Genomic DNA, 23,887 nt, shown 5'->3' with positions numbered 1-23,887 from the left:
CGGGTCTGACCTGCGGTTTTATAGGTCAACTGAAGGAAATGGGGGTGAGGTGCTGGATAGGGTGGAGGGAAGTGGAGTAGGGTGGTTGCTATCGGAGCCGATTGGTTTCGAAAGGGGTGAGACGACATGTTCTTGGGCACTCATATGCAGAAGCTCGACGACAAGGGTCGCCTCATCCTGCCCGCAAAGTTCCGCGACGAGCTCTCGCCAGGACTCGTTCTCACCCGTGGCCAGGAGAACTGCCTCACCCTGTTCCCCACCACGGAGTTCGAGGCCGAGCATGAGCGCATCCAGAACGCGCCGAAGACGAACAAGGAGGCACGCGACTACCAGCGCGTGTTCCTGTCGGCGGCATTTGCGGATCAGCCGGACAAACAGGGACGGATCACCGTCCCGCACATATTGCGGCAGTACGCCTCACTCGATCGGGAGGTCGCGGTCATCGGCATGGGAAACCGAGTCGAGATCTGGGACGCCCCGACATGGGAGGACTACCTCGTGGGAGCGCAGCAGGCCTTCGCCGAACGCGAGAACGAGGTGATCCCCGGAGTGATCTGATTCTGCTCGGGTTCGATCCTTGCCCGCCGTGTGCTGAGATTCGGGGCACTTCCCCGGTTCCGAAGCTCACCGTCCTGACACACTTCCCCGGTGCCAGGGCCGCGGCGGACAAGGTTCCGACTCCAGCAGGACCCCCGAGAACGACCGACACGCACGAAGGACCCACGGATGAACGCACCGCATGTGCCAGTGCTCCTCGAGCGCGTGGTCGAGCTGCTGGGCATCGGCGTCGCCGCCGCCCGGGAGCAGGGCCTGACCCCCGTGATCGTCGACGGCACACTCGGCATGGGCGGGCACGCCGAGGCGGTCCTCCAGGCCTACCCGGACGTCCACCTCGTCGGCATCGACCGCGACCTCGAGGCCATCGACATCGCCGGCAGGCGCCTGGCCCCCTTCGCCGACCGCACCGACATCGTCCACGCCGTCGACGACGAACTGCCCGCCGTGCTTGCCGACCTCGGGATCACAGCGATCAGCGGCATCCTCCTCGACCTCGGCGTCTCCTCCCTCCAGCTCGACGAGGACGAACGCGGCTTCTCCTACTCCCGCCCGGCCCCGCTCGACATGCGGATGGACCAGAGCACGGGGATCACCGCCGCCGAGGTGCTCGCCACCTACCCGGAGGCCGAGCTGCGCCGCATCCTGCGCGAGTACGGGGAGGAGAAGATGGCGGGGAAGATCGCGAAGATCATCGTCACCGACCGGACCACGACCCCGTGGGAGACCTCGGAGCAGCTCGCCGCGATGCTCGCCCGGGTGCTGCCGGAGGGCAAGAAGCGCTCGCATCCGGCGAAGCGGACGTTCCAGGCCCTGCGCATCGAGGTCAACGACGAACTCGGCGTCCTCCGCACCGCACTGCCGGCCGCGCTCGCTGCCCTCCACCTCGGGGGAGTCGCCGTCATCGAGTCCTACCAGTCGCTCGAGGACACGATCGTGAAGAAGATCTTCCGGGCCGGCACCACCAGCCAGGCCCCGCCCGACCTGCCCGTCGTGCCCGAGCACCTGCAGCCGTGGCTGACGGAGATCGTGCGCGGCGCCGAGGTCGCAGGTGAAGAGGAAGCCGAGACCAACCCGCGAGCCAAGAGCGTGAGACTGCGCGCCGTGAAGAAGATCAGGGAGGACCAGCCGTGAGCCACGCCCACGCCACAGCATCACCCCAGCGCCGCAGGCAGGTGACGACGGCCCCGACGCCGCTGCGCCTGCTCAAGTTCGAACTGCCCAAGTCGAAGCTGCCCTTCACCCTGCTGTGCCTCGGCATCATCGTCGCCACCCTCGTCGCCGTCCTCCTGCTCAACATCTTCATCTCCAACACCTCGTTCGAGATCGAACAGCTGGGGGCGGAGAAGGAGAAGCTCGTCGAGGAGAAGGACCGCCTCGTCGAGGACAACTCCTACCGCGAATCCCCGCAGAACATCGCGCAGACCGCCGAGAAGCTCGGACTCGTCCGCGACTCCTCCCCGGAGTTCCTCGACGCGAAGACCGGGAAGGTCATCGACGCCCCGCCCATCGACGAGAGCGGTGAGAAGAAGCCGACAGTCGTGCCCGGCCCGCGCGCCGATACCCGCGATGACCTCCGACCCAATCTACGATCGGATGAGAAGCTTCCCGTCGTCGGCGGCAGCCCGGGCAAGGACATCGCGCCCCCCGCGCAGAAATCCCCCAACTGATCCTCGCCCGCCGCACCCAGAGCGCCCGGCGGGACGCGCCCGAGACACACCCGAGCCGAAGAGGTACCAGGCATGGCCAAGCGCACACGCGAGGCGAAGACACCCAATCTGCGCCGCCGCATCGCGATCATCGCCGTCCTCTCCGTCATCGTCCTCGTCATCACCGACGTGCGCCTGTTCTCCATCCAGGGCATGGACTCGATGAAGCTCGCAGAGAAGGCGCTGGAGAACCGGCTCGTCACCCGCACCCTGCCGGCCGATCGCGGGCAGATCGTCGCCGCCGACGGCACGGTCCTCGCCGACAGCGTCTCGCGCTACCAGCTCGTCGTCGACCAGGAGAACGTCGCCCAGTACAAGAAGGACGGCAAGCTGCTCGGCGCCTGGGGTGCCGCCGAGGCGCTGGCCGGGCCGCTCAAGACCGATCCCGGGGTCCTCTACCCCAAACTCGTCGGCGACAAACGCTGGAATCCCGTGGCCAAGGGTCTGACCTCGGAGACGTGGCGGGAGGTCGACGACCTCGGCATCCTCGGCATCTCCGCCGAGGAGTACGCGGTCCGCTCCTATCCGTCCGGCGCGGTGGCCGGCAACCTCGTCGGCTTCCTCAGCTCCGACGGCCAGGCGCAGGCCGGACTCGAACTCGCCTATGACGAACAGCTCTCCGGCAAGGACGGCCAGCAGCAGTACGAACGGGGTGCCCGCGGAGAGATCATCCCGCTCGGGGACAACAACATCCGTGCGGCCAAGGACGGCGACGGCATCCGCACGACGATCGACACGAACATGCAGTACTACGCCCAGCAGGCGATCACCGAGCAGGTGAAGAAGAACAAAGCGGAATCCGGGTCGGTCGTCGTCAAGGAGATCAAGACCGGCAACCTCGTCGCCGCCGCCGACGCACCGAGCGTCGATCCGAACAATCCGGGCAAGGTCGACGGCGCCGACCGCGGCTCCCGCATCTTCACCGATGTCTTCGAACCGGGATCGACGGCGAAGATGGTCACCGCCGCGGCCCTGCTCGACCAGGGACTCGTCACCCCCGACCAGCAGTTCACGGTCCCCGACACGTGGAAGGCGCCCAACGACGAGGAGTTCCGCGACTCCTCCCCGCACCCCGACCAGAAGCTCACCTTCGCCGGCATCCTCGCCGAATCCTCGAACACCGGTACGATCCTCGCCGGGCAGGCCCTGACCGAGGCGCAGCGCTATGAGTACATGAAGAAGTTCGGCTTCGGGTCGAAGTCGCCCATCGGCTTCCCCGCCGAGACCGGCGGCATCCTCCACCCCTACCAGGACTGGGACGGCCGGACGAAGTACACCGTGATGTTCGGCCAGGGAGTGGCGGCCAACGCCATCCAGACCACCGACGTCGTCGCGACGATCGCCAACGGCGGCGTCTACGTTCCCTCCCGCCTCGTCGACGGGACGATCTCCCCGTCCGGCAAGACGATCCCCGTGCCGCCGGGCCAGACCACGCGCGTGGTCAGCGAGAAGGCCGCCGACCAGACGCTGGCCATGCTCGAAGGCGTCGTCGCCGAAGGCACCGGCAAGTCGGCTGCCGTGAGCGGCTACCGGGTGGCGGGCAAGACCGGCACCGCCCAGGCTCCCGCAGCCGAAGGCGGCGGCTACGACGGCTACACCGCCTCGTTCGTCGGCGTCATCCCCGCCGAGGACCCCCAGTATGCGATCTCGGTGACGTTGCAGCGCCCGCGCAAGGGCTACTACGGTGGTACCGCCGCCGCGCCGGTGTTCTCCGATGTCGCCGGCTACGCGATGCGGCACTACAAGATCCCCCCGTCGCAGACGGAACCCGACCTTCCTGCTCGAGAATGGAAATGATGCGCATCTCCCAGCTGCTCCCGGCAGCCCCCGGCACGATCCACGGCGACCCGGACCGGGTCGTCACCGGCGTCTCCCACGATTCGCGCACCGTGACACCCGGCCAGCTCTACGCGGCCCTGCCCGGAGCCAACGTCCACGGGGCGCGCTTCGCCGCCGAGCTCATCGCCCGCGGCGTCGACGCGATCCTCACCGACCCCGCAGGCTGGGCGATCATCGCTGCCGACGTCGATGCCGAGACCCTGGCGGGTGTCAGCGGCCTCGTCGTCGACGACCCGCGGGCCGTGCTCGGCTTCGTCTCCGCGGCGATCTACGGCACCGACGTCCGACCCGAACTCCTCGGCGTGACGGGCACGAACGGCAAGACGACGACGACCTACCTGCTCGCAGGGATGCTCGAGGCCCTGGGCCGGCGCACCGGGGTCATCGGCACCGTCGCCACGCTCATCGCCGGCACGGCCGTGCCCAGCGTGCGCACCACCCCGGAGGCCCCCGAGCTCCACGCCCTCTTCGCCCGGATGCGCGACGCCGAGGTCGACACGTGCGCGATGGAGGTCTCCTCCCATGCGCTCAGCCAGCACCGCGTCGACGGAGCGCACTTCGCCGTCGCGGGGTTCACGAACCTCTCCCAGGACCACCTCGACTACCACCATTCGATGGACGAGTACTTCGCGGCCAAGGCCGCCCTGTTCACGCGGGCCTTCTCCGACCGCGGCGTCATCGTCGTCGAGGACGAGTGGGGAGAGCGGATGGCCGCCGCCAGCCAGATCCCCGTCCGCACGCTCGGACGCGACGACCGCGCCGAGCTGCGCATCGCGCACGTGCCGGGCGAAGCCGACTTCAGCCTGGTGCTGCCCGACGGTGACTCGGTGCCGCTGCGGTCGCCGCTGCCCGGGGACTTCAACGTCACGAACACCGCCCTGGCTGCCGCGATGCTCCTCGAATCCGGCGTGTCCGCAGCCGAACTCGCAGCGATCGGCCGGACCTTCTCCGCCGCCGTTCCCGGCCGCATGGAGATCATCACCGCCGAGGCGCAGGGTGAGACCGAGGCCGGCGGCGCTGCGCTCGCGCGGCTGCCGCGGGCGATCGTCGACTACTCGCACACTCCCGACGCGATCGCGAAGGCGCTGGACTCGCTCGCCGCCGACAGCGAGGAGCTCGTCATCGTCTTCGGCGCGGGCGGCGACCGCGACCCCGGCAAGCGCTTCGGGATGGGGGCCGCCGCGGCACGCGGCGCGGATGTGATCGTTCTCACCGACGACAATCCGCGCAGCGAGGATCCCGCAGCGATCCGCGCCGCCGTCCGCGTGGGCATCGACGCGGAGATCGCCGCCGGAGGCGCCCGTGTGAAGAAGGTCATCGAAATCGCCGATCGCGGTGCGGCCATCGACGAAGCCGTCGCCGCGGCGGCCCCGGGGACCACCGTCCTCATCTCGGGCAAAGGGCACGAGACCGGGCAGTCGATCGCCGGCGTCGTCACCGAATTCGACGACCGGTCGAGGACACGCAGGGCTCTGAGCGCGCGACTCGGCGGCTCGGAAACAGGTAAAGTTCACAGTTGATATGAAGCGACTGAGTGCAGCCGAGATCGCAACCGCCGTCAGCGGCGAGTTGTACGGCGTTGACCCCGAAACCCTGCTGAGCGCCGGAGTCGTCACCGACTCCCGCGAAATCGGACCCGGTGACATCTACGTCGCCCGCCGAGGTGAGAACGTCGACGGCATCGAATTCGCCGCCGCCGCCGTCGAGGCGGGAGCGGCCCTGATCATCGGCGAATCCGTCCCCACCGTCGACGACAGCCCCCTGCCGACCGTGCTCGTCACCGACGCCACCGAGGCGCTCGGGCAGCTGGCCAGCGCCAGTGTCGAGGCGCTGCGCTCGGCCGGCGAGCTCACGGTCATCGCGATCACCGGCTCCGTCGGCAAGACCACCGTCAAGGACCTCACCGCGGACCTGCTGGCCGGTGTCGGACCGACCGTGTGGCCGCCGAACTCGTACAACAACGAGGTGGGCGTGCCGCTGACCGCCCTGCGCGCCGATGAGGACACACGGTTCCTCGTCCTCGAGATGGGCGCCCGCTCGATCGGCAATCTCGCCTACCTCACGGGTCTCATCCGCCCCGACGTCGCCGTCGAACTCGCCGTGGGCACCGCCCACTCCGGCGTCTTCGGCTCGATCGACAACACCGCACGCGCGAAGGCCGAACTCGTCGAATCGCTCATCGCCGGGTCGACGGCCGTGCTCAACGCCGACGACTCCCGGGTCGCTGCGATGCGCGAGGTCCTGGCCGCAGACGTCGAGACCCTCTGGTTCTCCCAGCGCGAGTCCCTGCCCGAGTGGGTCGGAGACGACGACCGGGTCGTGCGCGCGACGGGAATCTCCACCGACGCCTCCGGACATCCCTCGTTCGTCCTCCACCTGCCCGGTGAGGAACCGCAGGACGTGCGCCTGGCCCTCGTCGGCGAACACCACGTCGGCAACGCCCTGGCCGCGGCCGCCGTGGCCTGCACGTGCGGGGTGGGGGTCAAGTCGATCGTCACGACGCTTGCGACCTCCTCGGCGGCGAGCCGGTGGCGGATGGAGCTCATCGACTCGCCGTCCGGCGTGACCGTGCTCAACGACGCCTACAACGCCAACCCCGAATCGATGCGGGCCTCCCTCAAAGCGCTTGCGGCAATGGGCCGCGGCGATGCGGACAGCCGACCCAGGCGGACCTTCGCCGTGCTCGGTGAGATGCTCGAACTCGGGGACGAGAGCGTGTCCGCGCACTCGGACATCGGCGAACTCGTCGTCCGCCTCAACATCACCCGCACGATCGTCGTCGGAGAAGGTGCGAAGCCGATCTTCAACTCCGCGAACCTCGAAGGCTCATGGGGCAACGAGGCGACGTGGGTGGCCACCGTCGCCGAGGCGAAGGATCTGCTCACCGCGGAGCTCGCCGCCGGGGACATCGTCCTGTTCAAGTCCTCCCGCGATGCCGGTCTGCGGTATCTCGGGGACGAAATCGCCGGCGTCTCGGGGGCCCAATGATCGCGGTTCTGCTCGCAGCATGTGTCAGCCTCATCCTCGCGCTCGTCGGCACCCCGCTGTTCATCCGGGTCCTCGTCAAGCGCGGCTACGGCCAGTTCGTCCGCGATGACGGTCCGACCACGCATGCGACGAAGCGCGGCACCCCGACGATGGGCGGCGTCGTCATCATCGGCGCCGCGATCATCGCCTACCTCCTCGGGCATCTGCTCACCGGCTCGGTGCCCACCGCCTCGGGCCTCCTCGTCCTCTGGCTCGCCGCCGGTCTCGGCGTCGTCGGCTTCCTCGACGACTTCATCAAGATCAAGAAGCAGCGGTCGCTGGGTCTGCGCCCCGTCCCGAAGCTGCTCGGCCAGGCGTTCGTCGGCATCTCCTTCGCCGTCCTCGCCCTGCAGTTCCCGAACTCGTTCGAGGAGACCCCGGCGTCGACGAAGATCTCGTTCATCCGCGACACCAACCTCGACCTCGCCTTCGCCGGGGGCGTCCTCGGGCTCATCCTCTTCGTCATCTGGGCGAACCTCATCGTCACCGCCGTCTCCAACGCCGTTAACCTCACCGACGGCCTCGACGGGCTCGCCGCGGGCGCCTCGGTGGTCGTCTTCGCCGCCTACGTCGTCATCGGGACCTGGCAGTCGACGCAGAACTGCAACCTCATGTCCGAGGCGACGAACGCGTGCTACTACATGCGCGACCCCCGCGACCTCGCCATGGTCGCCGGAGCCATGGCCGCGGCCTGCTTCGGGTTCCTGTGGTGGAACACCTCACCGGCGAAGATCTTCATGGGCGACACCGGCTCGCTCGCGATCGGCGGCGCCATCGCGGGGCTGGCGATCATGTCGCGCACCGAGCTGCTCCTCCTCGTCATCGGCGGGCTCTTCGTCATCATCACGCTCTCCGTGATCATCCAGGTCGCCTCGTTCAAGACCACGGGCAAGCGGGTGTTCAGGATGGCCCCGCTCCAGCACCACTTCGAACTCAAAGGGTGGGCAGAGGTGACGATCGTCGTCCGCTTCTGGATCATCGCCGCCCTCTTCGTCATCGCCGGCATCTGCCTCTTCTACGCCGAATGGGTCTCCCGCGTTGGCCACTGACCCCGCCCTGAGCTATGAGGCCGTCCCGGCGGCCCTGAACGGACCGTCCTCGTCCCTGGCAGGTCTGCGGATCCTCGTCACCGGCCTCGGCGTGACCGGCTTCCCCGCCGCCGTCCACCTCGCCGAACGCGGCGCCGAGGTCGTCGTCATCGACGGCGACGCGAAGCGGGACCTTACGGAGAGGATCCAGATCCTCGAGGTCTTCGACGTCGACATCCGACGCGGGCCCGACGCCGTCGCCGCCCTGCCCGAAGGACGCTTCGACCTCGTCGTCACCTCACCCGGCTGGGCACCGGACCAGCCCGTGCTCGCCGCCGCGATCTCAGCCGGCGTCCCCGTCATCGGCGAGGTCGAACTCGCGTGGCGGATCCGGGGGACGAACGACGCCGTGTGGCTCGCGATCACCGGCACCAACGGCAAGACCACGACGACGACGATGCTCGAATCGATGCTTCTGGCCGCCGGACTGCGGGCCAAGGCCTGCGGCAACATCGGCACCCCGCTGCTCGAAGCCGTCCTCGAACCCGGACTCGAAGTGCTCGCGATCGAACTCTCGAGCTTCCAGCTGCACTGGGAGTTCTCGATGTCGGCGACCTCCTCAGTCGTCCTCAACATCGCCCCCGATCACCTCGACTGGCACGGCAGCGCCGCAGCGTACGCCGCGGACAAGGCGAAGATCTACCACGACGTGACCACGGCCTGCGTCTACAACACCGCCGACGAGGCGACCCTGCGCATGGTCGAGGACGCCGAGGTCGTCGCCGGGGCCCGCGCGATCGGCTTCACCACCGAGATCCCCCGGGCCGGCGAGCTCGGCGTCGTCGACGACCTCCTCGTCGACCGGGCCTTCATCCCGCAGCGCTACACCGCCGCCGCCGAACTCGCCTCCCTGGCCGACGTCGCCCAGGCCGCCGGCACTCCCGGCGTGCGGCCTGCGAACCACCAGATCGCCAACGCCCTGGCCGCCGCGGCCCTGGCCCGCAGCATCGACGTGCCCGGGCAGGCGATCGCGCAGGGGCTGCGCGACCACGCACCCGGGGCGCACCGGATGGTCACCGTCGCAGACTCCGGCGGGATCCGCTGGGTAGACGACTCGAAGGCGACGAACACGCACGCCGCCGACGCCTCTCTGGGCAGTCTGGACGACATCGTGTGGATCGCCGGCGGACTGCCCAAGGGCGCCGACTTCACCGAGCTCCTCACCGACCACGGGCAGCGGCTCAAGGCGCTCGTCCTCATCGGCGCCGACGACAGCGCGTTCCGCACCGCTGCCGCAGCGGCCGCGCCCGATCTGCGGATCGTCCGGATCGATCCTGCCCTCGCCGAGGCGGACCCTGAGGATCCGCGCGACCGCGGAGCCGCCGTCATGGCCGCCGCCGTCGATGCCGCCGCCAACCTCGCCGAACCCGGTGACACCGTGCTCCTGGCCCCCGCCGCGGCGAGCATGGACCAGTTCCTCGACTACACCACGAGAGGCGATCTCTTCGCCCGAGCCGTCAAGGATCGCTGACATGGGCCGGCAGAGCACCGCGAACCCGGGAGCACGCCGCCGACCGACGTCCTCTGCGGCCGCCGCGACGACGACGGCGAAGGCCCCTGCGAAGAAGGCGACCGCGAAGGCGAAGGCCCCTGCGAAGAAGTCGCCCGCGAAGAAGACTTCCGCCTCGAAGGCGAAGCCGCGGACGTCGAACGCCGCGACGGCGAAAGCAGCCTCGGCGAAGGCGAGGACCAGCGCTCAGACGGCCGGCCCGACCGCCTCGGCGGGATCGACGACACGGAAGCGGTTCCCCGGCCGGGCCCTGCTGCGGGCGATCGGCTCCGAGTACTCACGCGTGTCCGCCCACCCGTTGGCGACGTACTACATCATCCTCCTCTCCGTCCTCTTACTCACCGGGCTCGGACTCGTCATGGTCCTCTCGGCATCCTCGATCACCTCGTACGACGGGGGAGAGGGCTCCTCGTTCGCCTACTTCAACAAGCAGGCCGGATTCGTCGGCATCGGCCTCGTCCTCCTTGTCACAGCCTCCCTCGTGCCGCTCTCGTTGTGGAAGAAGCTCGCGTGGCCGGCCATGGGGCTGGGCCTGCTCATGCAGGCCGCGGTGTTCCTCCCCGGCCTCGGCAAATCGACGAAGGGCAACGCGAACTGGATCCAGATCGGGGCCTTCCAGCTCCAGCCCTCGGAGTTCCTCAAGGTGGCACTCGCCGTGTGGCTCGGCTGCGTGCTGGCGAACAAGTTCGGGAAGATGACGACATTCACCCACGCGATGATCCCCGTCGTCCCCGGCATCGCCGCGGCCATCGGACTCGTCGTCGCCGGCAACGACCTGGGCACCGCGCTCGTGCTCATGGCGATGGCCCTGGCCTGCCTGTTCGTCGGCGCCTTCCCCGGCAAGTACTTCGCCCTGCTCGCCGCAGGTCTGGCCGCGGTCACCGCGTTCTTCGTCCTCAGCTCCGAGAACCGCCTCAACCGGCTCACCCTGGCCCTGACCGGGCACGCCGACCAGGCGGCCATCGACACGACCGGCCAGGCGTGGCAGTCCAACCACGGGCTCTTCTCCCTGGCCTCCGGCGGCTGGTTCGGCGTCGGCCTCGGTGCCAGCCGGGAGAAGTGGTCGTGGCTGCCCGAGGCGCACAACGACTTCATCTTCGCGATCATCGGCGAAGAGCTCGGACTCCTCGGCACCATCGCCGTCATCCTCGTCTTCGCGATCCTCGCCTTCGGGCTGCTGCGCGTGATGCTGCGCTCACAGCACCTGTTCGTCAAGATCACGACCGCGGGTCTCTTCGCGTGGCTGATCGGCCAGGCGGCCATCAACATCGGCGTCGTCGCGGGTCTCCTGCCCGTCATCGGCCTGCCCCTGCCGTTCGTCTCCTACGGCGGCTCCTCGATCATCGCCTCCCTGCTCGCCGTGGGCATCATCCTCTCCTTCGCCCGCACCGAGGAGGGCGCCGCCGAGGCGATCCGTGCCCACAAGGACCGTGTGCGGTCCTCCCTCGGCGTACTCGCCAGAAAAGTGAGGAAATGACGTGAGAAGCATCCTGCTCGCCGGCGGCGGCACCACCGGCCACATCTCGCCGATGCTCGCGATAGGCCGTGAGCTGCGCGACCGCCTCCCCGATGTCGACGTCTTCGCGCTCGGCACCGAGGACGGCCTCGAGACGACGATCGTGCCCGCCGCGGACTTCGAGCTGCTCACGATCGAGAAGGTCCCCATGCCGCGTTCGCTCTCGGGCGGCCTGCTGCGCTTCCCGCAGCGCTTCGCCGGCAACATCTCAGCCGTGCGCCGCATCATCGCTGACCGCGGCGTCACCGCCGTCGTCGGCGTCGGCGGATACGTCTGCCCGCCCGCCTACCTCGCCGCGAAGCAGGCGAAGGTCCCCATCGTCATCCACGAGGCGAACGCGAAACCGGGCATGGCCAACCGCCTCGGCGCGACCCTGACGAAACCCGGCCGGGTCGGGGTGACGTTCCCCGGGACCAAGCTGCGCAACTCCGCCCTCGTCGGGATGCCCATGCACTCCTCGATCACGGGACTCGACCGCAGCGACGAGGCCGTGCGCGCAGCCGCCCGGCAGGCACTCGGTCTGGCTGAGGGCAAGCCCGTGCTCATCGTCACCGGCGGTTCCTCGGGAGCACAGCGGATCAACGAGGCGTTCCTCTCAGCCGCCGCCGCGTGCCAGGCCGCCGGAGTCCAGGTCCTCCACATCACCGGCGCCGGCAAGGGCGAGGCGCTGCAGGCCGCGACCGCTGATCTGCCCGACTATCACGTCGTCGACTACGTCGACGGCATGGACCGGGCGTACGCGGCCGCCGACCTCCTCGTCGCCCGCTCCGGGGCCGCGACGGTCGCGGAGACGACGGTCGCCGGGGTGCCCGCGATCTACGTCCCGTTGCCGATCGGCAACGGCGAGCAGCGGCTCAACGCCTCCGGCAGCCTCGAGGCCGGGGCCTCGCAGGTGGTCGACAACGCGGCCTTCACCGAGGCGACCGTGACCGAGGTCGTCCTGCCCCTGCTGGCTGATCCTGCGGCCCTGAGCCGGATGAGCCGCGCCGCCGCCGACCTCGCCTACCCCACCGATGCCGCGGCCAGAATGGCCGAGATCACCGTTTCCGCCCTGAGAGGTTGACTATGAGCACAGCGCAGATCGTCCCCGTCGCCGAACTCGGAGCCGTCCACTTCATCGGCATCGGCGGTTCGGGCATGTCAGGCATCGCTCGGATCATGGCGATGAACGGGGTGAAGGTCTCGGGTTCCGATGCGAAGGAGTCCGCCGTCGTCGACATCCTCCGGGCCCTCGGCGCCCGGGTGAGCATCGGCCACTCCGCGGACCACCTCGGCGACGCCGACACCCTCGTCGTCTCCTCGGCGATCCGGGAGGACAACCCCGAACTCGTCGCCGCCCGAGCGCGCGGCCTGCGGATCCTCCACCGGTCGGGGGCGCTCGCTTCGCTCATGGCGGATTCGACCGGGGTCGCCGTGGCCGGCACCCACGGGAAGACGACGACGACGTCGATGACGACCGTCGCCCTCCAGGCCTGCGGGCTCGACCCCTCCTTCGTCATCGGCGGAGTGCTCTCGACGACGGGGACGAACGCCCACCTGGGCACCGGGGACGTCTTCGTCGCCGAGGCGGACGAGTCCGACGGCTCGTTCCTCCTCTACGAACCGGCCATCGGCATCCTCACCAACGTCGAAGCCGACCACCTCGACCACTACGGCACCGCCGAGAACGTCCGGGCTGCCTTCATCGAGTTCTGCGACGGGATCGGAGCGCGCGGGGGCACGGTCATCGCGTGCGCCGACGACCCCGGATCCCTCGACGTCGCCGAACACGCCCGCGCCGCCGGCACGAAGGTCCTCCTCTACGGCACCTCCGAGGGCGCCGACGTGCGCATCCTCGACCTCGTCTCCGGGCTCGGTTCGGAGTTCTCACTCGCCCTCCCCGGTCGTCAGACCCCGCTGCCGGTGACCCTGCGGCAGCCGGGAGCCCACAACGCCCGCAACGCGACGGCCGCGATCGCGGTGGCGCTCAGCCTCGGCGCCGACGTCGAGAAGGCCGCGGCCGGACTCGCCGGCTACGGCGGGACCCGTCGGCGCTTCGAGGAGCGGGGCCTGGCCGGGGGAGTGCGCGTCATCGACGACTACGCCCACCATCCCACCGAACTGCGCGCCGTGCTCTCCGCCGCCCGGGGAGTCGTCGCCGAGGAGGGTCGGGTGTGGGCGATCTTCCAGCCGCATCTCTACTCGCGGACCATGGAGTTCAAGGAGGAGTTCGGGCAGGCCCTCGGGCTCGCCGACGAGGTCGTCGTCCTCGACGTCTTCCCCGCCCGGGAGGACCCCGTGCCCGGGGTGACCGGCAACCTCATCGCCGAACGCGTGCCGCACTCCCATGTCACCTTCCTCGAATCGTTCGCCGACGCGGTGCCGTTCGTCGCCGAGCGCGTGCGCCCCGGCGACCTCGTGCTCACCGTCGGCGCCGGCGACGTGACGATCCTCGGACCCGAACTCCTCGCCGTCCTGGAGAAGTGAGCCCCGTGCCGCTCTCACCCCCGCGGGTCGGCGACGAGTCCACGGCAGACCTCACCGAGGTCATCCGGCTGCGCCGCCGTGAGGTCTGGAAGCGCCGCCTCATCGCCGCGGGCCTCGTGCTCCTGCTTGCCGCGGTGGCCGCCGTCGCCTGGTTCTCCCCGCTGCTCGCGCTCGAGACGGTCACGGTCAAGGACTCCGAGCTCGTCTCCGGGGCCGAGGTCTCCGACTTCGTCCTCGCCGAACACCAGGGCACTCCGCTGCCGCAGCTGCGCCCGGGCCGGATCGAAGCCGAGGTCGAGAAGCAGTTCCCCCGCGCCGAGGACGCCTCCGTCCACTACTCGGGCCCGCGGGGCATCCGGATCGACATCACCGACCGCACCCCCGTCATCGCGATCGCCGAAGCCGGCGGGTTCACCCTCTATGACGCCGAGGCGGTCGACCTCGGGACCGTCGAGAAGGCCCCGAAAGGGCTGACCGTGCTCGAGACCGCCGCGCCGAACGAGGAGACGATCGCCGCCGTCGTCCGCTTCATGTCCGCGCTCAGCCCGCAGCTGCGCGGGCAGCTGAGCACGGTCGCGGCCACGGGCAGCGAGGGCCTGTCCGGGACGATCGACACGGGCAAAGCGAAGGCCTCGGTGATCTTCGGCGACAGCGCGAATGCGAGCCTGAAGATGCAGACGGCGATCCAGCTCGCCGCCGACGGCCGGTCGGAGATCGATGTCTCCGTGCCCTCGGTGCCGGTCACCGACTGAGAAGCCGACCGAGATGCCGACTGGGACGCCGACAGACGCGTCGACTGGCGCGCCGACCGACGCGCCGACTGGCGCGATTGGCCCCGACACACCGAGGCTGAGACTTTCCGATGTCCGACACTCCGGGGAGAATGGTTGCAGTGGCAGCGCCCGGGCAAATAGCCTCTGGGCTAAGACTTCGAACAATGCACGCTTGAGACAGCGTGGACGATGCACGTGAGACGAGGAACCGACTTGGCTGAATTCCCACAATCCGGAGCGGACATCAAGGTTGCCGGTACCGGCGGCGGCGGTGTCAACGCTGTGCAGAGGATGATCGACGTCGGCCTGCGGGGCGTGGAGTTCATCGCCATCAACACCGACGCGCAGGCGCTCGTCCTCTCCGACGCCGACGTCAAGCTCGAGATCGGCCGCGACCAGACGCGCGGTCTCGGCGCCGGAGCCGACCCGGAGATCGGCCGCAAGGCCGCCGAGTCGAGCGAGGACGCGATCCGCGACGCCCTCGAAGGCGCCGACATGGTCTTCGTCACCGCCGGCGAGGGCGGCGGCACGGGAACCGGTGCGGCTCCCGTCGTCGCCCGGGTCGCCCGGTCGCTCGGGGCACTGACGATCGGCGTCGTCACCCGCCCCTTCACCTTCGAGGGCCGCCGCCGTTCGGCTCAGGCCGAAGCCGGCATCGCCGCGCTGCGCGAAGAGGTCGACACCCTCATCGTCATCCCCAACGACCGCCTGCTCTCGATCTCCGACCGCAGCGTCTCCGTCGTCGAAGCTTTCAGCTCCGCCGACGAGGTCCTGCGCTCCGGCGTCCAGGGCATCACGGACCTCATCTCCGTGCCCGGGCTGATCAACCTCGACTTCGCCGACGTCAAGTCGGTCATGCAGGACGCGGGCACCGCGCTCATGGGCATCGGCGCTGCGACCGGCGACGACCGCGCCGTCCAGGCCGCCGAGTCCGCGATCGCCTCCCCGCTGCTCGAGGCGAGCATCGACGGCGCCCACGGTGTGCTCTTCTGCATCCAGGGCGGCGCCGACCTCGGCCTCTTCGAGGTCAACGAGGCCGCCCGCCTCGTCCAGGAGGCCGCGCACCCCGAGGCGAACATCATCTTCGGCGCCGTCATCGACGACAACATCGGCGACGAATGCCGCGTGACGGTCATCGCCGCCGGCTTCGACAACACGGTGCCCAACCAGGAGTCGACCGTCGTCGAAGCGGTTCCCGCAGGCGTCGCCGCCTCGACCTCGGCGCCGGCCGTCGACGCCGAGTCCGAGCGCGACGAGTCCTTCGAACCCGCCGCCCCGGAGACGGACACGCGTCGCGACGAGCCGCGTCGCGACGAGCCGCGTCGTGAGGAGCACCAGATCCCCACCTCGCTGCCGAACGAGCGGAGCACGTCGAGTCTCGACAACGACCTCGACATCCCGGACTTCCTCAAATAACATGCTGCACTCGAGGTTCGTCGTCCCCGGTCGGTCGACCGCGCACGTCGCGTTCACCGACCGGCACGGCGGATACTCGAGCGGGGACTTCTCCTCCTTCAACCTGGCCCGCCACGTCGGCGACGACGAGGAGCTCGTCGCCGCGAACCGGTCGGCCCTGGCCCAGGTGCTCGGGCTGAGCGCCGAACGCCTCAGCTTCGTCTCCCAGGTCCACGGGACCGCCGTGCACACGCATACCGGTCCGGCTGATGCGCGGTCCGGCGCCGAGGCGGACGCCCAGGTGAGCGCGGAACCCGGAGTCGGGCTCGTCATCATGGTCGCCGACTGCACTCCCGTCCTCCTCGCCGACACCGAGGCCGGTGTCATCGGCGCCGTCCACGCCGGGCGACCGGGCATGGCCGCAGGCGTCGTCCCCGCGACCCTGCAGGCGATGCGCGAGCTCGGTGCCGCCGACATCCACGCCGTCATCGGACCGTCCGTGTGTCCGCGCTGCTACGAGGTCCCGGCCGAGCTGCGCGACGAGGTCGCAGCTCTCGAACCCGTCGCCGCCTCGGTGTCGGTGTCGGGCACTCCCGCCCTCGACGTCGCCGGCGCCGTCGCCGAACAACTGCGCCGCGAAGGCGTCGTCATCGACCACTTCTCCCGCACCTGCACCCGCGAATCCGAGGACCTCTACTCGTACCGGCGCAACCGGCGGACCGGACGGTTCGCCGGGGTCATCTGGCTCCAGTGACCGTTGCGCGGCGTACGAGTCAAGATTTCCGCACGACACACCGCACAGACACCCGGGCCTGTCGGCCCGAGTGCGATAGTTTGGCCGCAGATGTCGAAGTGCCGCAGGCCTGAGGAGCAGTGAGAATGTCAGCAATCAAGAAAACTCTCGAGTACCTGGGATTCGTCGAAGAGGACGACGAGACGCCCGAGCGCCGCAACCGCGAGGTCGTCGAGACCTATGACGAGCCCGAGCGCGTCAACGAGTCCGCCCCGGTCGACGAGCGTCCGCCCGCCCAGGTGACGCCGATCCACCCGACACCGATTCGTCCCGTTGACACTCCGGCGCCAGGAACCTCCATGAATCGCATCAAGACCATCCACCCCCGCAGCTACAACGACGCCATGGTCATCGGCGCCGCCTTCCGCGAGGGCACCCCGGTGATCATGAACCTCTCGGAGATGGACGAGAACAACTCGAAGCGCCTCGTCGACTTCTCCGCGGGACTCATCTTCGGCCTCCACGGCTCGATCGAACGGGTGACGAACAAGGTGTTCCTCCTCACCCCGGAGAACATCGAGGTCAGCGGCGAGAACGAGTCCGACGCCGACTCGCAGGCGAGCTTCTTCAACCAGAGCTGAACCGGTCTGAGCTGATGCTCAGGTCGGGTGTATAGTCTGGTGGTCCACCGGTCCGCAACGACGAAAGGCACGAGGATCCCACGTGGCCATCATCTTCTACATCCTCGGCACGGCACTGAGCCTCTACGTGTACGTTCTCCTCGCCCGGGTCGTCCTCGACCTCGTGCAGGTGTTCTCACGTGAGTGGAAGCCGCAGGGGTTCTTCCTCGTCCTCGCCGAGATCGTCTACACGCTCACCGACCCGCCGCTCAAGCTTCTGCGCAGGATCATCCCGCCGCTGCGACTCGGGCAGATCTCCCTCGACCTCGGGTTCATCGTCCTCCTCATCGGCATCCAGATCCTCGCCTCGTTCCTCTTCGGACTCTCCCGCGCGGGCGTCTGAGTCGAGAACCTCTCCGTCGACGGCAGGGAACCTGACTCGAAGAAAACTTGCCCCGGATCGGCGTGGCGCAGCATCTCTGCACGACAAAACGGCAGGTGTTACGCTAATGTGACGTTGAAGCCGTCCCGTGCGGGCGGCAGTGAAATGAATGCAGATCGACCAAAGGTGACCTCATGGCGCTCACGCCTGAAGACGTAGTAAACAAGCGGTTCCAGCATGTGAAGTTCCGCGACGGGTACGACCAGGATGAGGTCGACGATTTCCTCGACGAGGTCGTCGTCGAACTCCGCCGTCTCTACCAGGAGAACGACGAACTGCGTCAGAAGCTCTCGGCCGCCGAGCAGCGCGTCAAGGAACTCGAGTCCGGTGGAGCCAAGGCCGCTCCCGCCGCTGACATCGACGCCACCCAGGCGATGCCTGCCGCTGTGCCTGCCCCGGACACCTCGAAGGACGCTCCTGCGCCCAAGGCCGAGAAGGCCCCCGAGGCACCGTCGGCTCCCGTCGCCGAAGAGCCCAAGGCTCCCGTCGTCAAGGAAGCCGCCCCCGCTCCGAAGTCGAACGAGTCCGCTCCTGCCGTCTCCGCCGCCGCCCCGGCCGCCGTCGCCGGTGCCGGAGCCGCTGCCGGTGAGAACGACTCGCACGGCCTCATCGCCCTGGCCCAGCGCGTCCACGACGAGCACGTCGCCGAAGGTGAGCGCAAGCGCGCCGAACTCATCAAGGGTGCGGAGAAGGAAGCCTCCGACATCGTCACCAAGGCCGAAGCCAAGCGGGACGAGACCCTCTCGAGCCTCGAGACCCAGAAGTCGCAGCTCGAGCGCTCGATCGACCAGCTCTCGAACTTCGAACGCCAGTACCGCACGCGTCTGAAGAGCTACCTCAACGATCAGCTGCGTGACCTCGAGAACTCGACGAGCCTGGCTCCCGAGACCCTCGACGGCAACTCCTTCGGATCCTCGAGCAGCAAGCTCTGATCACCGATCACCCCGATGGGGCCGGACGACCGCGGTCGTCCGGCCCCATCGTCGTACTCCCAGCTGAGACACATGCTCGACACACACTGACGGCACTATCCGGTGTCCCAGGTCGGCTAGAATGATCCGAATGAACGACCACCGCCCGGAGCCGCGACGGCGGCTGCTCGTCATCCTCTTCGGCCTCGCCGCAGGAATCCTCGTCATCGACCAGGTGCTCAAGCTCCTCGCCGTGACCTTCCTCGAAGGGCAGCCGGCGATCCCCGTGATCGGTTCGCTCGCCGGCTTCGCCTTCTACCGCAACCCGGGGGCCGCCCTCGGACTCGGTTCAGGCGTCACATGGATCTTCCCGCTCATCGCGATCGCGGTCTTCATCGCCATCCTCGTCCTCTCCCGCAAGATCGGCTCTCGGGTCTGGGCGGTCGGCCTGGGCCTGCTGCTCGGGGGACTCTTCGGCAACCTCGTCGACCGGCTCTTCCGCCAGCCGGGATTCCTCCGCGGTGCCGTCGTCGACTACATCGATCTCTCGCTCTTCGTGTGCAACTTCGCCGACATCGCGATCTCCGCGGCAGCCGTGACCCTCGTCATCGCCAGCCTGCGGGGCATCGAACTCGACGGATCGCACCGGCAGACCGCGGAGCGGACCAAGGAGGAGACGCATGACTGAGCGTTCGATACTCGTCCCCGAAGGACTTGAGGGGCAGCGGGTCGACTCCGCGCTCTCGAAGCTGCTCGGCCTCTCCCGCACCGCGGCCGCCGAGATCTGCGCCGATGGGGGAGTCGAACTCGACGGCAGCCCGGTCGGCAAGTCCGACCGCGTCGTCGCCGGTGCCCGCCTCGACGTCAAGATGCCCGAACCCAGGCGACCCCTCGAGGTCGTCCCCGACCCGGTGCCCGGCATGCGCATCGTCTACGACGACGATTCGTTCGTCGTCGTCGACAAGCCCATCGGCGTGGCCGCGCACCCGGCGCTGGGCTGGTCCGGTCCCACCGTCGTCGGCGGGCTCGCCGCCGCCGGGTACCGGATCGCGACCTCCGGAGCCTCCGAACGGCAGGGCATCGTCCAGCGGCTCGATGTCGGCACCTCCGGCCTCATGGTCGTCGCGAAGAGCGAATACGCCTACAGCGTGCTCAAACGTGCGTTCAAGGAGCGCACGGTGTCGAAGACCTACCACGCGCTCGTCCAGGGGCTGCCCGATCCCGTGCTCGGCACGATCGACGCCCCCATCGCTCGGCATCCGCGCCATGACGGCCTCTACGCCGTCCACAGCGAGGGCAAGCATGCGATCACCCACTACGAGGTGCTCGAAGCCCACCGGCGGGCCGCCCTGCTCGAGATCCACCTCGAGACGGGTCGGACGCATCAGATCCGCGTCCACTTCTCCGCGCTCAAGCATCCGTGCGCAGGCGACCTGCCCTACGGTGCCGACCCGGTGCTCGCGAAGGACCTCGGACTGCAGCGGCAGTGGCTCCACGCCGTCAGACTCGGCTTCCACCACCCGGAGTCGGGGGAGTGGGTCGAGTTCGAGAGCGAGTATCCCGAGGACCTCCAGCACGCGCTCGACACCATCCGCGCAGGCTCGTGATCCGGGACGCGGATCACACCTGACCGGGCTGAGCTGGGGGCCCGATCCGGGGTCGGGAAGATCACCGCTGCCGTGTCCGCGGCATGGTCTATGCTGAGTGGGCAACCAGGCCCGCATCCGAGGGAAGGCAGTCAGTGCCGAACGACGATTTCGTCCATCTCCACGTTCACACCGAGTACTCCATGCTCGACGGTGCGGCCCGCCTCGGCGATCTCATGGCGGCGACGAAGGCCTCAGGGATGTCGGCGATCGCGACGACCGACCACGGCTACCTCTTCGGGGCCTTCGACTTCTGGTCGCAGGCGACGAAGGCCGAGGTCAAACCCATCATCGGCGTCGAAGCCTACGTCACCCCCGGCACCGCCCGCGACGACAAGACCCGCGTGAAGTGGCGCACCGACGAATCGCAGAAGTCCGACGACCTCTCCGGCGGCGGGCTGTATACGCACATGACCCTGCTGTCGAAGAACAACACGGGCATGCGCAACCTCTTCAAGGCCTCCTCCCACGCCTCGCTGGACTCGGTGACCGCGAAATGGCCCCGGCTCGACATGGACCTGCTCGAGACCTACTCCGAGGGCCTCATCGCGACGACCGGCTGCCCGTCGGGCGAGATCCAGACCCGGCTGCGTCTGGGCCAGTACGAGGAGGCGAAGGCCGCGGCCGGGAAGTACCGGGATCTCTTCGGTGCGGAGAACTACTTCTGCGAGCTCATGGATCACGGTCTGTCGATCGAGAAGCGGGTGACGAAGGACCTGCTGCGCCTGGCGAGTGAGATGGACATCCCGCTCGTGGCCACGAACGACCTCCACTACACCCACGAATCCGATGCGAAGGCGCACGAGGCGCTGCTGGCGATCCAGTCGGGCTCGAAGCTCATCGAACCCACCTACGATCAGGGCGGTTCCCGCTTCGCCTTCTCCGGGTCCGGCTACTACCTCAAGACGCCCGCGGAGATGCGAGCACTGTTCAAGGAGATGCCCGAGGCGTGCGACAACACGCTGCGGATCGCGGAGATGTGCGAGGTCTCCTTCGACACCTCGGCGAACTACATGCCGAAGTTCCCGTGCCCGCCCGGCGAGGACGAGACCTCGTGGCTGATCAAGGAAGTGCAGAAGGGGCTCGAGTACCGGTACCCCGACGGAATCCCCGACGACGTCCGCAAGCAGGCGGACTACGAACTCGACATCATCATCTCGATGGGCTTCCCCGGCTACTTCCTCGTCGTCGCCGACTTCATCAACTGGTCGAAGGACAACGGCATCCGGGTCGGTCCCGGCCGCGGTTCCGGCGCCGGGTCGATGGTCGCCTACGCGATGCGCATCACCGACCTCGATCCGCTCCAGCACGGGCTCTACTTCGAGCGCTTCCTCAACCCGGACCGCGTCTCGATGCCCGACTTCGACGTCGACTTCGATGATCGCCGCCGCAGCGAGGTCATCGAGTACGTCACCCGCAAGTACGGTGACGAACGCGTGGCGATGATCGTCACGTACGGCACGATCAAGACGAAGCAGGCGCTCAAGGACTCCGCCCGCGTGCTCGGCAAGCCCTTCTCGCTCGGCGAACGGCTGACGAAGGCGCTGCCGCCGGCGGAGATGGCCAAGGACATCCCGCTCGCCGACATCGAGAATCCTGAGGCGAAGAGGTACAAGGAGGCCGGGGAGTTCCGCGAGCTCGTCGACACCGAAGCCGAAGCACGGGAGACGTTCGAGACCGCGAAGGGCCTCGAAGGGCTCAAGCGCCAGTGGGGTGTCCACGCGGCCGGCGTCATCATGTCCTCGGACCCGATCATCGACGTCATCCCGATCATGCGCCGCTTCCAGGACGGCCAGGTCATCACCCAGTTCGACTACCCGACCTCCGAGGGCCTCGGGCTGATCAAGATGGACTTTCTCGGACTGCGGAACCTCACGATCATCTCCGACGCGGTGGAGAACATCAAAGCCAACCGCGACTTCGACCTCGACCTCGAACACCTCGAACTCGACGACCGGGGAGCCTACGAACTCCTCACCCGCGGTGACACACTCGGTGTGTTCCAGCTCGACGGCGGCGGACTGCGCGCCCTGCTGCGGCTGATGAAGCCCGACAACTTCGAGGACATCTCGGCGACTCTGGCCCTCTACCGTCCCGGTCCGATGGGTGCGGACTCGCACACGAACTACGCGCTGCGCAAGAACGGACTCCAGGAGGTCACCCCGATCCACCCGGAGCTCGCGGAGCCTCTCAAGGACATCCTCGACACGACCTTCGGCCTCATCATCTACCAGGAGCAGGTGATGGCGATCGCGCAGAAGGTCGCCGGATACTCGCTCGGTCAGGCCGACATCCTCCGCCGTGCGATGGGCAAGAAGAAGAAGTCCGAGCTCGACAAGCAGCAGGTCGGCTTCTTCGGCGGCATGAAGGAGCGCGGCTATTCGGAGGCCGCCGCCCAGGCGCTGTGGGACATCCTCCTGCCGTTCTCGGACTACGCGTTCAACAAGGCGCACTCGGCGGCCTACGGCGTCGTCTCCTACTGGACGGCCTACCTCAAGGCCCACTACACGGCGGAGTACATGGCCGCCCTGCTCACCTCGGTGGGCGACAACAAGGACAAGCTCGCGATCTACCTCAACGAGTGCCGTCGCCTGGGCATCACGGTGCTGCCGCCCGACGTCAACGACTCCGCCCTGCACTTCACCCCGGTCGGGGAGGACATCCGCTTCGGCATGGGGGCGGTGCGCAACGTCGGCGCCAACGTCGTCGACGGCATCGTCGAGGCCCGCGACGAGAAGGGCGCCTACACCTCGTTCACCGACTTCCTCGACAAGGTGCCCAGCCACGTGTGCAACAAGCGCACGATCGAATCGCTCATCAAGGCCGGCGGCTTCGACTCGCTCGGGCACTCCCGGCGCTCCCTCGTCGAAGTCCACGAGGAGGCCGTCGACTCGGTCATCGGCGTCAAGCGCAAGGAGGCGATCGGGGAGTTCGACCTCTTCGCGGGTCTCGACGCCGGCGACGACGGACCGAGCTTCTCCGTCGCGATCCCCGACCGGCCCGAATGGGAGAAGAAGGAGAAGCTCGCGTTCGAACGCGACATGATCGGCCTCTACGTCTCCGACCACCCGCTCAACGGGCTCGAAGGGGTGCTCGCCGCGGAATCCGATGCCTCGATCGCCGAGGTGGTCGACCCCGAATCGCATCGCCCCGACGGTTCGCAGATCAAGGTCTGCGGCATGATCACGCAGGTCACGCGCAAGGTGTCGAAGAACTCGGGCAAACCGTACGCGATCGTCACGCTCGAGGACCTCGACGCGGAGGTCGAAGTCATGTTCTTCGGAGATACGTACGAGCCGGTGGCGAGCCTGCTCGCGACCGACCTCGTCATCTCTCTGACCGGGCGGATCCGTCAGTCCGATGACCGGCCGACCTCGCTCATGGCGATGTCGATGACGATCCCCGACATCACCGACCCCGGTGACCGGCCGCTCAACCTCATCGTGCCGATGGAGAAGGCGACGGAGGAGATGGCGGAGAAGCTGCGCCGGATCCTCGAGGCGAACAAGGGGCACACCGATGTCCATCTCGTCCTCACCCAGCCGGGACGGCACACGGTGATGCGCCTCGACCGGTCGATCCGGGTCGACCCGAACCCGAGCCTCTACGGCGACCTCAAAGCGCTGCTGGGCTCCCGCTGTCTCAGCGCCTGAGGCG

The 23,887-nt window shown here is 68.5% G+C and carries 20 protein-coding genes; all 20 read left to right on the top strand.

All coding sequences use genetic code 11. From position 1 onward, the window contains the following. Window positions 1-126 precede the first annotated feature (126 nt). The 20 genes from mraZ (at window position 127) to dnaE (ending at window position 23,883) form a co-directional block, all read left to right on the top strand. On the top strand, window positions 127-558 hold the full coding sequence (gene mraZ, locus AACX88_RS10140) for a division/cell wall cluster transcriptional repressor MraZ (protein ID WP_339392885.1): 432 nt from the start codon (window positions 127-129) through the stop codon (window positions 556-558). 168 nt (window positions 559-726) lie between these two features. Beyond that, complete coding sequence (gene rsmH, locus AACX88_RS10135; protein WP_339392884.1) at window positions 727-1,689, top strand: 16S rRNA (cytosine(1402)-N(4))-methyltransferase RsmH; 963 nt, start codon at window positions 727-729, stop codon at window positions 1,687-1,689. After that, window positions 1,686-2,225, top strand: a complete 540-nt coding sequence (gene ftsL / locus AACX88_RS10130) for a cell division protein FtsL (RefSeq protein ID WP_339392883.1) — start codon at window positions 1,686-1,688, stop codon at window positions 2,223-2,225. The genes rsmH and ftsL overlap by 4 nt, the downstream gene beginning before the upstream one ends. A gap of 72 nt (window positions 2,226-2,297) precedes the next feature. Continuing rightward, complete coding sequence (locus AACX88_RS10125; RefSeq protein WP_339392882.1) at window positions 2,298-4,061, top strand: peptidoglycan D,D-transpeptidase FtsI family protein; 1,764 nt, start codon at window positions 2,298-2,300, stop codon at window positions 4,059-4,061. Further along, window positions 4,058-5,623, top strand: a complete 1,566-nt coding sequence (locus AACX88_RS10120; RefSeq protein WP_339392881.1) for a UDP-N-acetylmuramoyl-L-alanyl-D-glutamate--2,6-diaminopimelate ligase — start codon at window positions 4,058-4,060, stop codon at window positions 5,621-5,623. The genes AACX88_RS10125 and AACX88_RS10120 overlap by 4 nt, the downstream gene beginning before the upstream one ends. 1 nt (window position 5,624) lies before the next feature. After that, the gene (locus AACX88_RS10115; protein WP_339392880.1) at window positions 5,625-7,091 is read left to right on the top strand and encodes a UDP-N-acetylmuramoyl-tripeptide--D-alanyl-D-alanine ligase; all 1,467 of its coding nucleotides are present in this window, start codon (window positions 5,625-5,627) and stop codon (window positions 7,089-7,091) included. Next, the gene (mraY, locus tag AACX88_RS10110) at window positions 7,088-8,179 is read left to right on the top strand and encodes a phospho-N-acetylmuramoyl-pentapeptide-transferase (RefSeq protein ID WP_339392879.1); all 1,092 of its coding nucleotides are present in this window, start codon (window positions 7,088-7,090) and stop codon (window positions 8,177-8,179) included. The genes AACX88_RS10115 and mraY overlap by 4 nt, the downstream gene beginning before the upstream one ends. Continuing rightward, window positions 8,169-9,689, top strand: coding sequence for a UDP-N-acetylmuramoyl-L-alanine--D-glutamate ligase (gene murD / locus AACX88_RS10105; RefSeq protein WP_339392878.1), 1,521 nt, complete (start codon window positions 8,169-8,171; stop codon window positions 9,687-9,689). Before mraY ends, murD begins: the two co-directional genes overlap by 11 nt. A gap of 1 nt (window position 9,690) precedes the next feature. Beyond that, window positions 9,691-11,205, top strand: a complete 1,515-nt coding sequence (ftsW, locus tag AACX88_RS10100) for a putative lipid II flippase FtsW (RefSeq protein WP_339392877.1) — start codon at window positions 9,691-9,693, stop codon at window positions 11,203-11,205. Window position 11,206: 1 nt separating this feature from the next. Beyond that, the gene (locus AACX88_RS10095; protein WP_339392876.1) at window positions 11,207-12,307 is read left to right on the top strand and encodes a UDP-N-acetylglucosamine--N-acetylmuramyl-(pentapeptide) pyrophosphoryl-undecaprenol N-acetylglucosamine transferase; all 1,101 of its coding nucleotides are present in this window, start codon (window positions 11,207-11,209) and stop codon (window positions 12,305-12,307) included. A 2-nt stretch (window positions 12,308-12,309) separates the two neighbouring features. Continuing rightward, window positions 12,310-13,710 carry a UDP-N-acetylmuramate--L-alanine ligase gene (gene murC / locus AACX88_RS10090; protein WP_339392875.1) on the top strand — a complete coding sequence of 467 codons (1,401 nt, stop codon included), beginning with the start codon at window positions 12,310-12,312 and terminating at the stop codon, window positions 13,708-13,710. 5 nt (window positions 13,711-13,715) lie between these two features. After that, on the top strand, window positions 13,716-14,462 hold the full coding sequence (locus AACX88_RS10085) for a cell division protein FtsQ/DivIB (protein WP_339392874.1): 747 nt from the start codon (window positions 13,716-13,718) through the stop codon (window positions 14,460-14,462). 234 nt (window positions 14,463-14,696) lie between these two features. Further along, the gene (ftsZ, locus tag AACX88_RS10080; RefSeq protein WP_339392873.1) at window positions 14,697-15,899 is read left to right on the top strand and encodes a cell division protein FtsZ; all 1,203 of its coding nucleotides are present in this window, start codon (window positions 14,697-14,699) and stop codon (window positions 15,897-15,899) included. 1 nt (window position 15,900) lies between these two features. Further along, on the top strand, window positions 15,901-16,632 hold the full coding sequence (gene pgeF / locus AACX88_RS10075) for a peptidoglycan editing factor PgeF (RefSeq protein ID WP_339392872.1): 732 nt from the start codon (window positions 15,901-15,903) through the stop codon (window positions 16,630-16,632). A 125-nt stretch (window positions 16,633-16,757) separates the two neighbouring features. Beyond that, a complete protein-coding gene (locus AACX88_RS10070; RefSeq protein WP_339392871.1) occupies window positions 16,758-17,252 on the top strand; it encodes a cell division protein SepF in 495 nt (164 codons plus the stop codon). An 82-nt stretch (window positions 17,253-17,334) separates the two neighbouring features. After that, on the top strand, window positions 17,335-17,634 hold the full coding sequence (locus AACX88_RS10065; protein ID WP_339392870.1) for a YggT family protein: 300 nt from the start codon (window positions 17,335-17,337) through the stop codon (window positions 17,632-17,634). A gap of 173 nt (window positions 17,635-17,807) precedes the next feature. Continuing rightward, entirely contained in the window at window positions 17,808-18,605 is a 798-nt protein-coding gene (locus AACX88_RS10060) for a DivIVA domain-containing protein (protein ID WP_339392869.1), read from the top strand. A 130-nt stretch (window positions 18,606-18,735) separates the two neighbouring features. Then, window positions 18,736-19,272, top strand: a complete 537-nt coding sequence (locus AACX88_RS10055) for a signal peptidase II (RefSeq protein ID WP_339392868.1) — start codon at window positions 18,736-18,738, stop codon at window positions 19,270-19,272. Continuing rightward, a complete protein-coding gene (locus AACX88_RS10050; RefSeq protein ID WP_339392867.1) occupies window positions 19,265-20,191 on the top strand; it encodes an RluA family pseudouridine synthase in 927 nt (308 codons plus the stop codon). The genes AACX88_RS10055 and AACX88_RS10050 overlap by 8 nt, the downstream gene beginning before the upstream one ends. Before the next feature lie 83 nt (window positions 20,192-20,274). Then, the gene (gene dnaE, locus AACX88_RS10045) at window positions 20,275-23,883 is read left to right on the top strand and encodes a DNA polymerase III subunit alpha (RefSeq protein WP_422614430.1); all 3,609 of its coding nucleotides are present in this window, start codon (window positions 20,275-20,277) and stop codon (window positions 23,881-23,883) included. Window positions 23,884-23,887 lie beyond the last annotated feature (4 nt).

Origin of the sequence: Brevibacterium metallidurans, assembly GCF_037101285.1 — a bacterium.
Taxonomy (GTDB): domain Bacteria; phylum Actinomycetota; class Actinomycetes; order Actinomycetales; family Brevibacteriaceae; genus Brevibacterium; species Brevibacterium metallidurans.
Note: the sequence above shows the minus strand (reverse complement) of the source record. Positions and strands in the feature narration are given on the sequence as shown.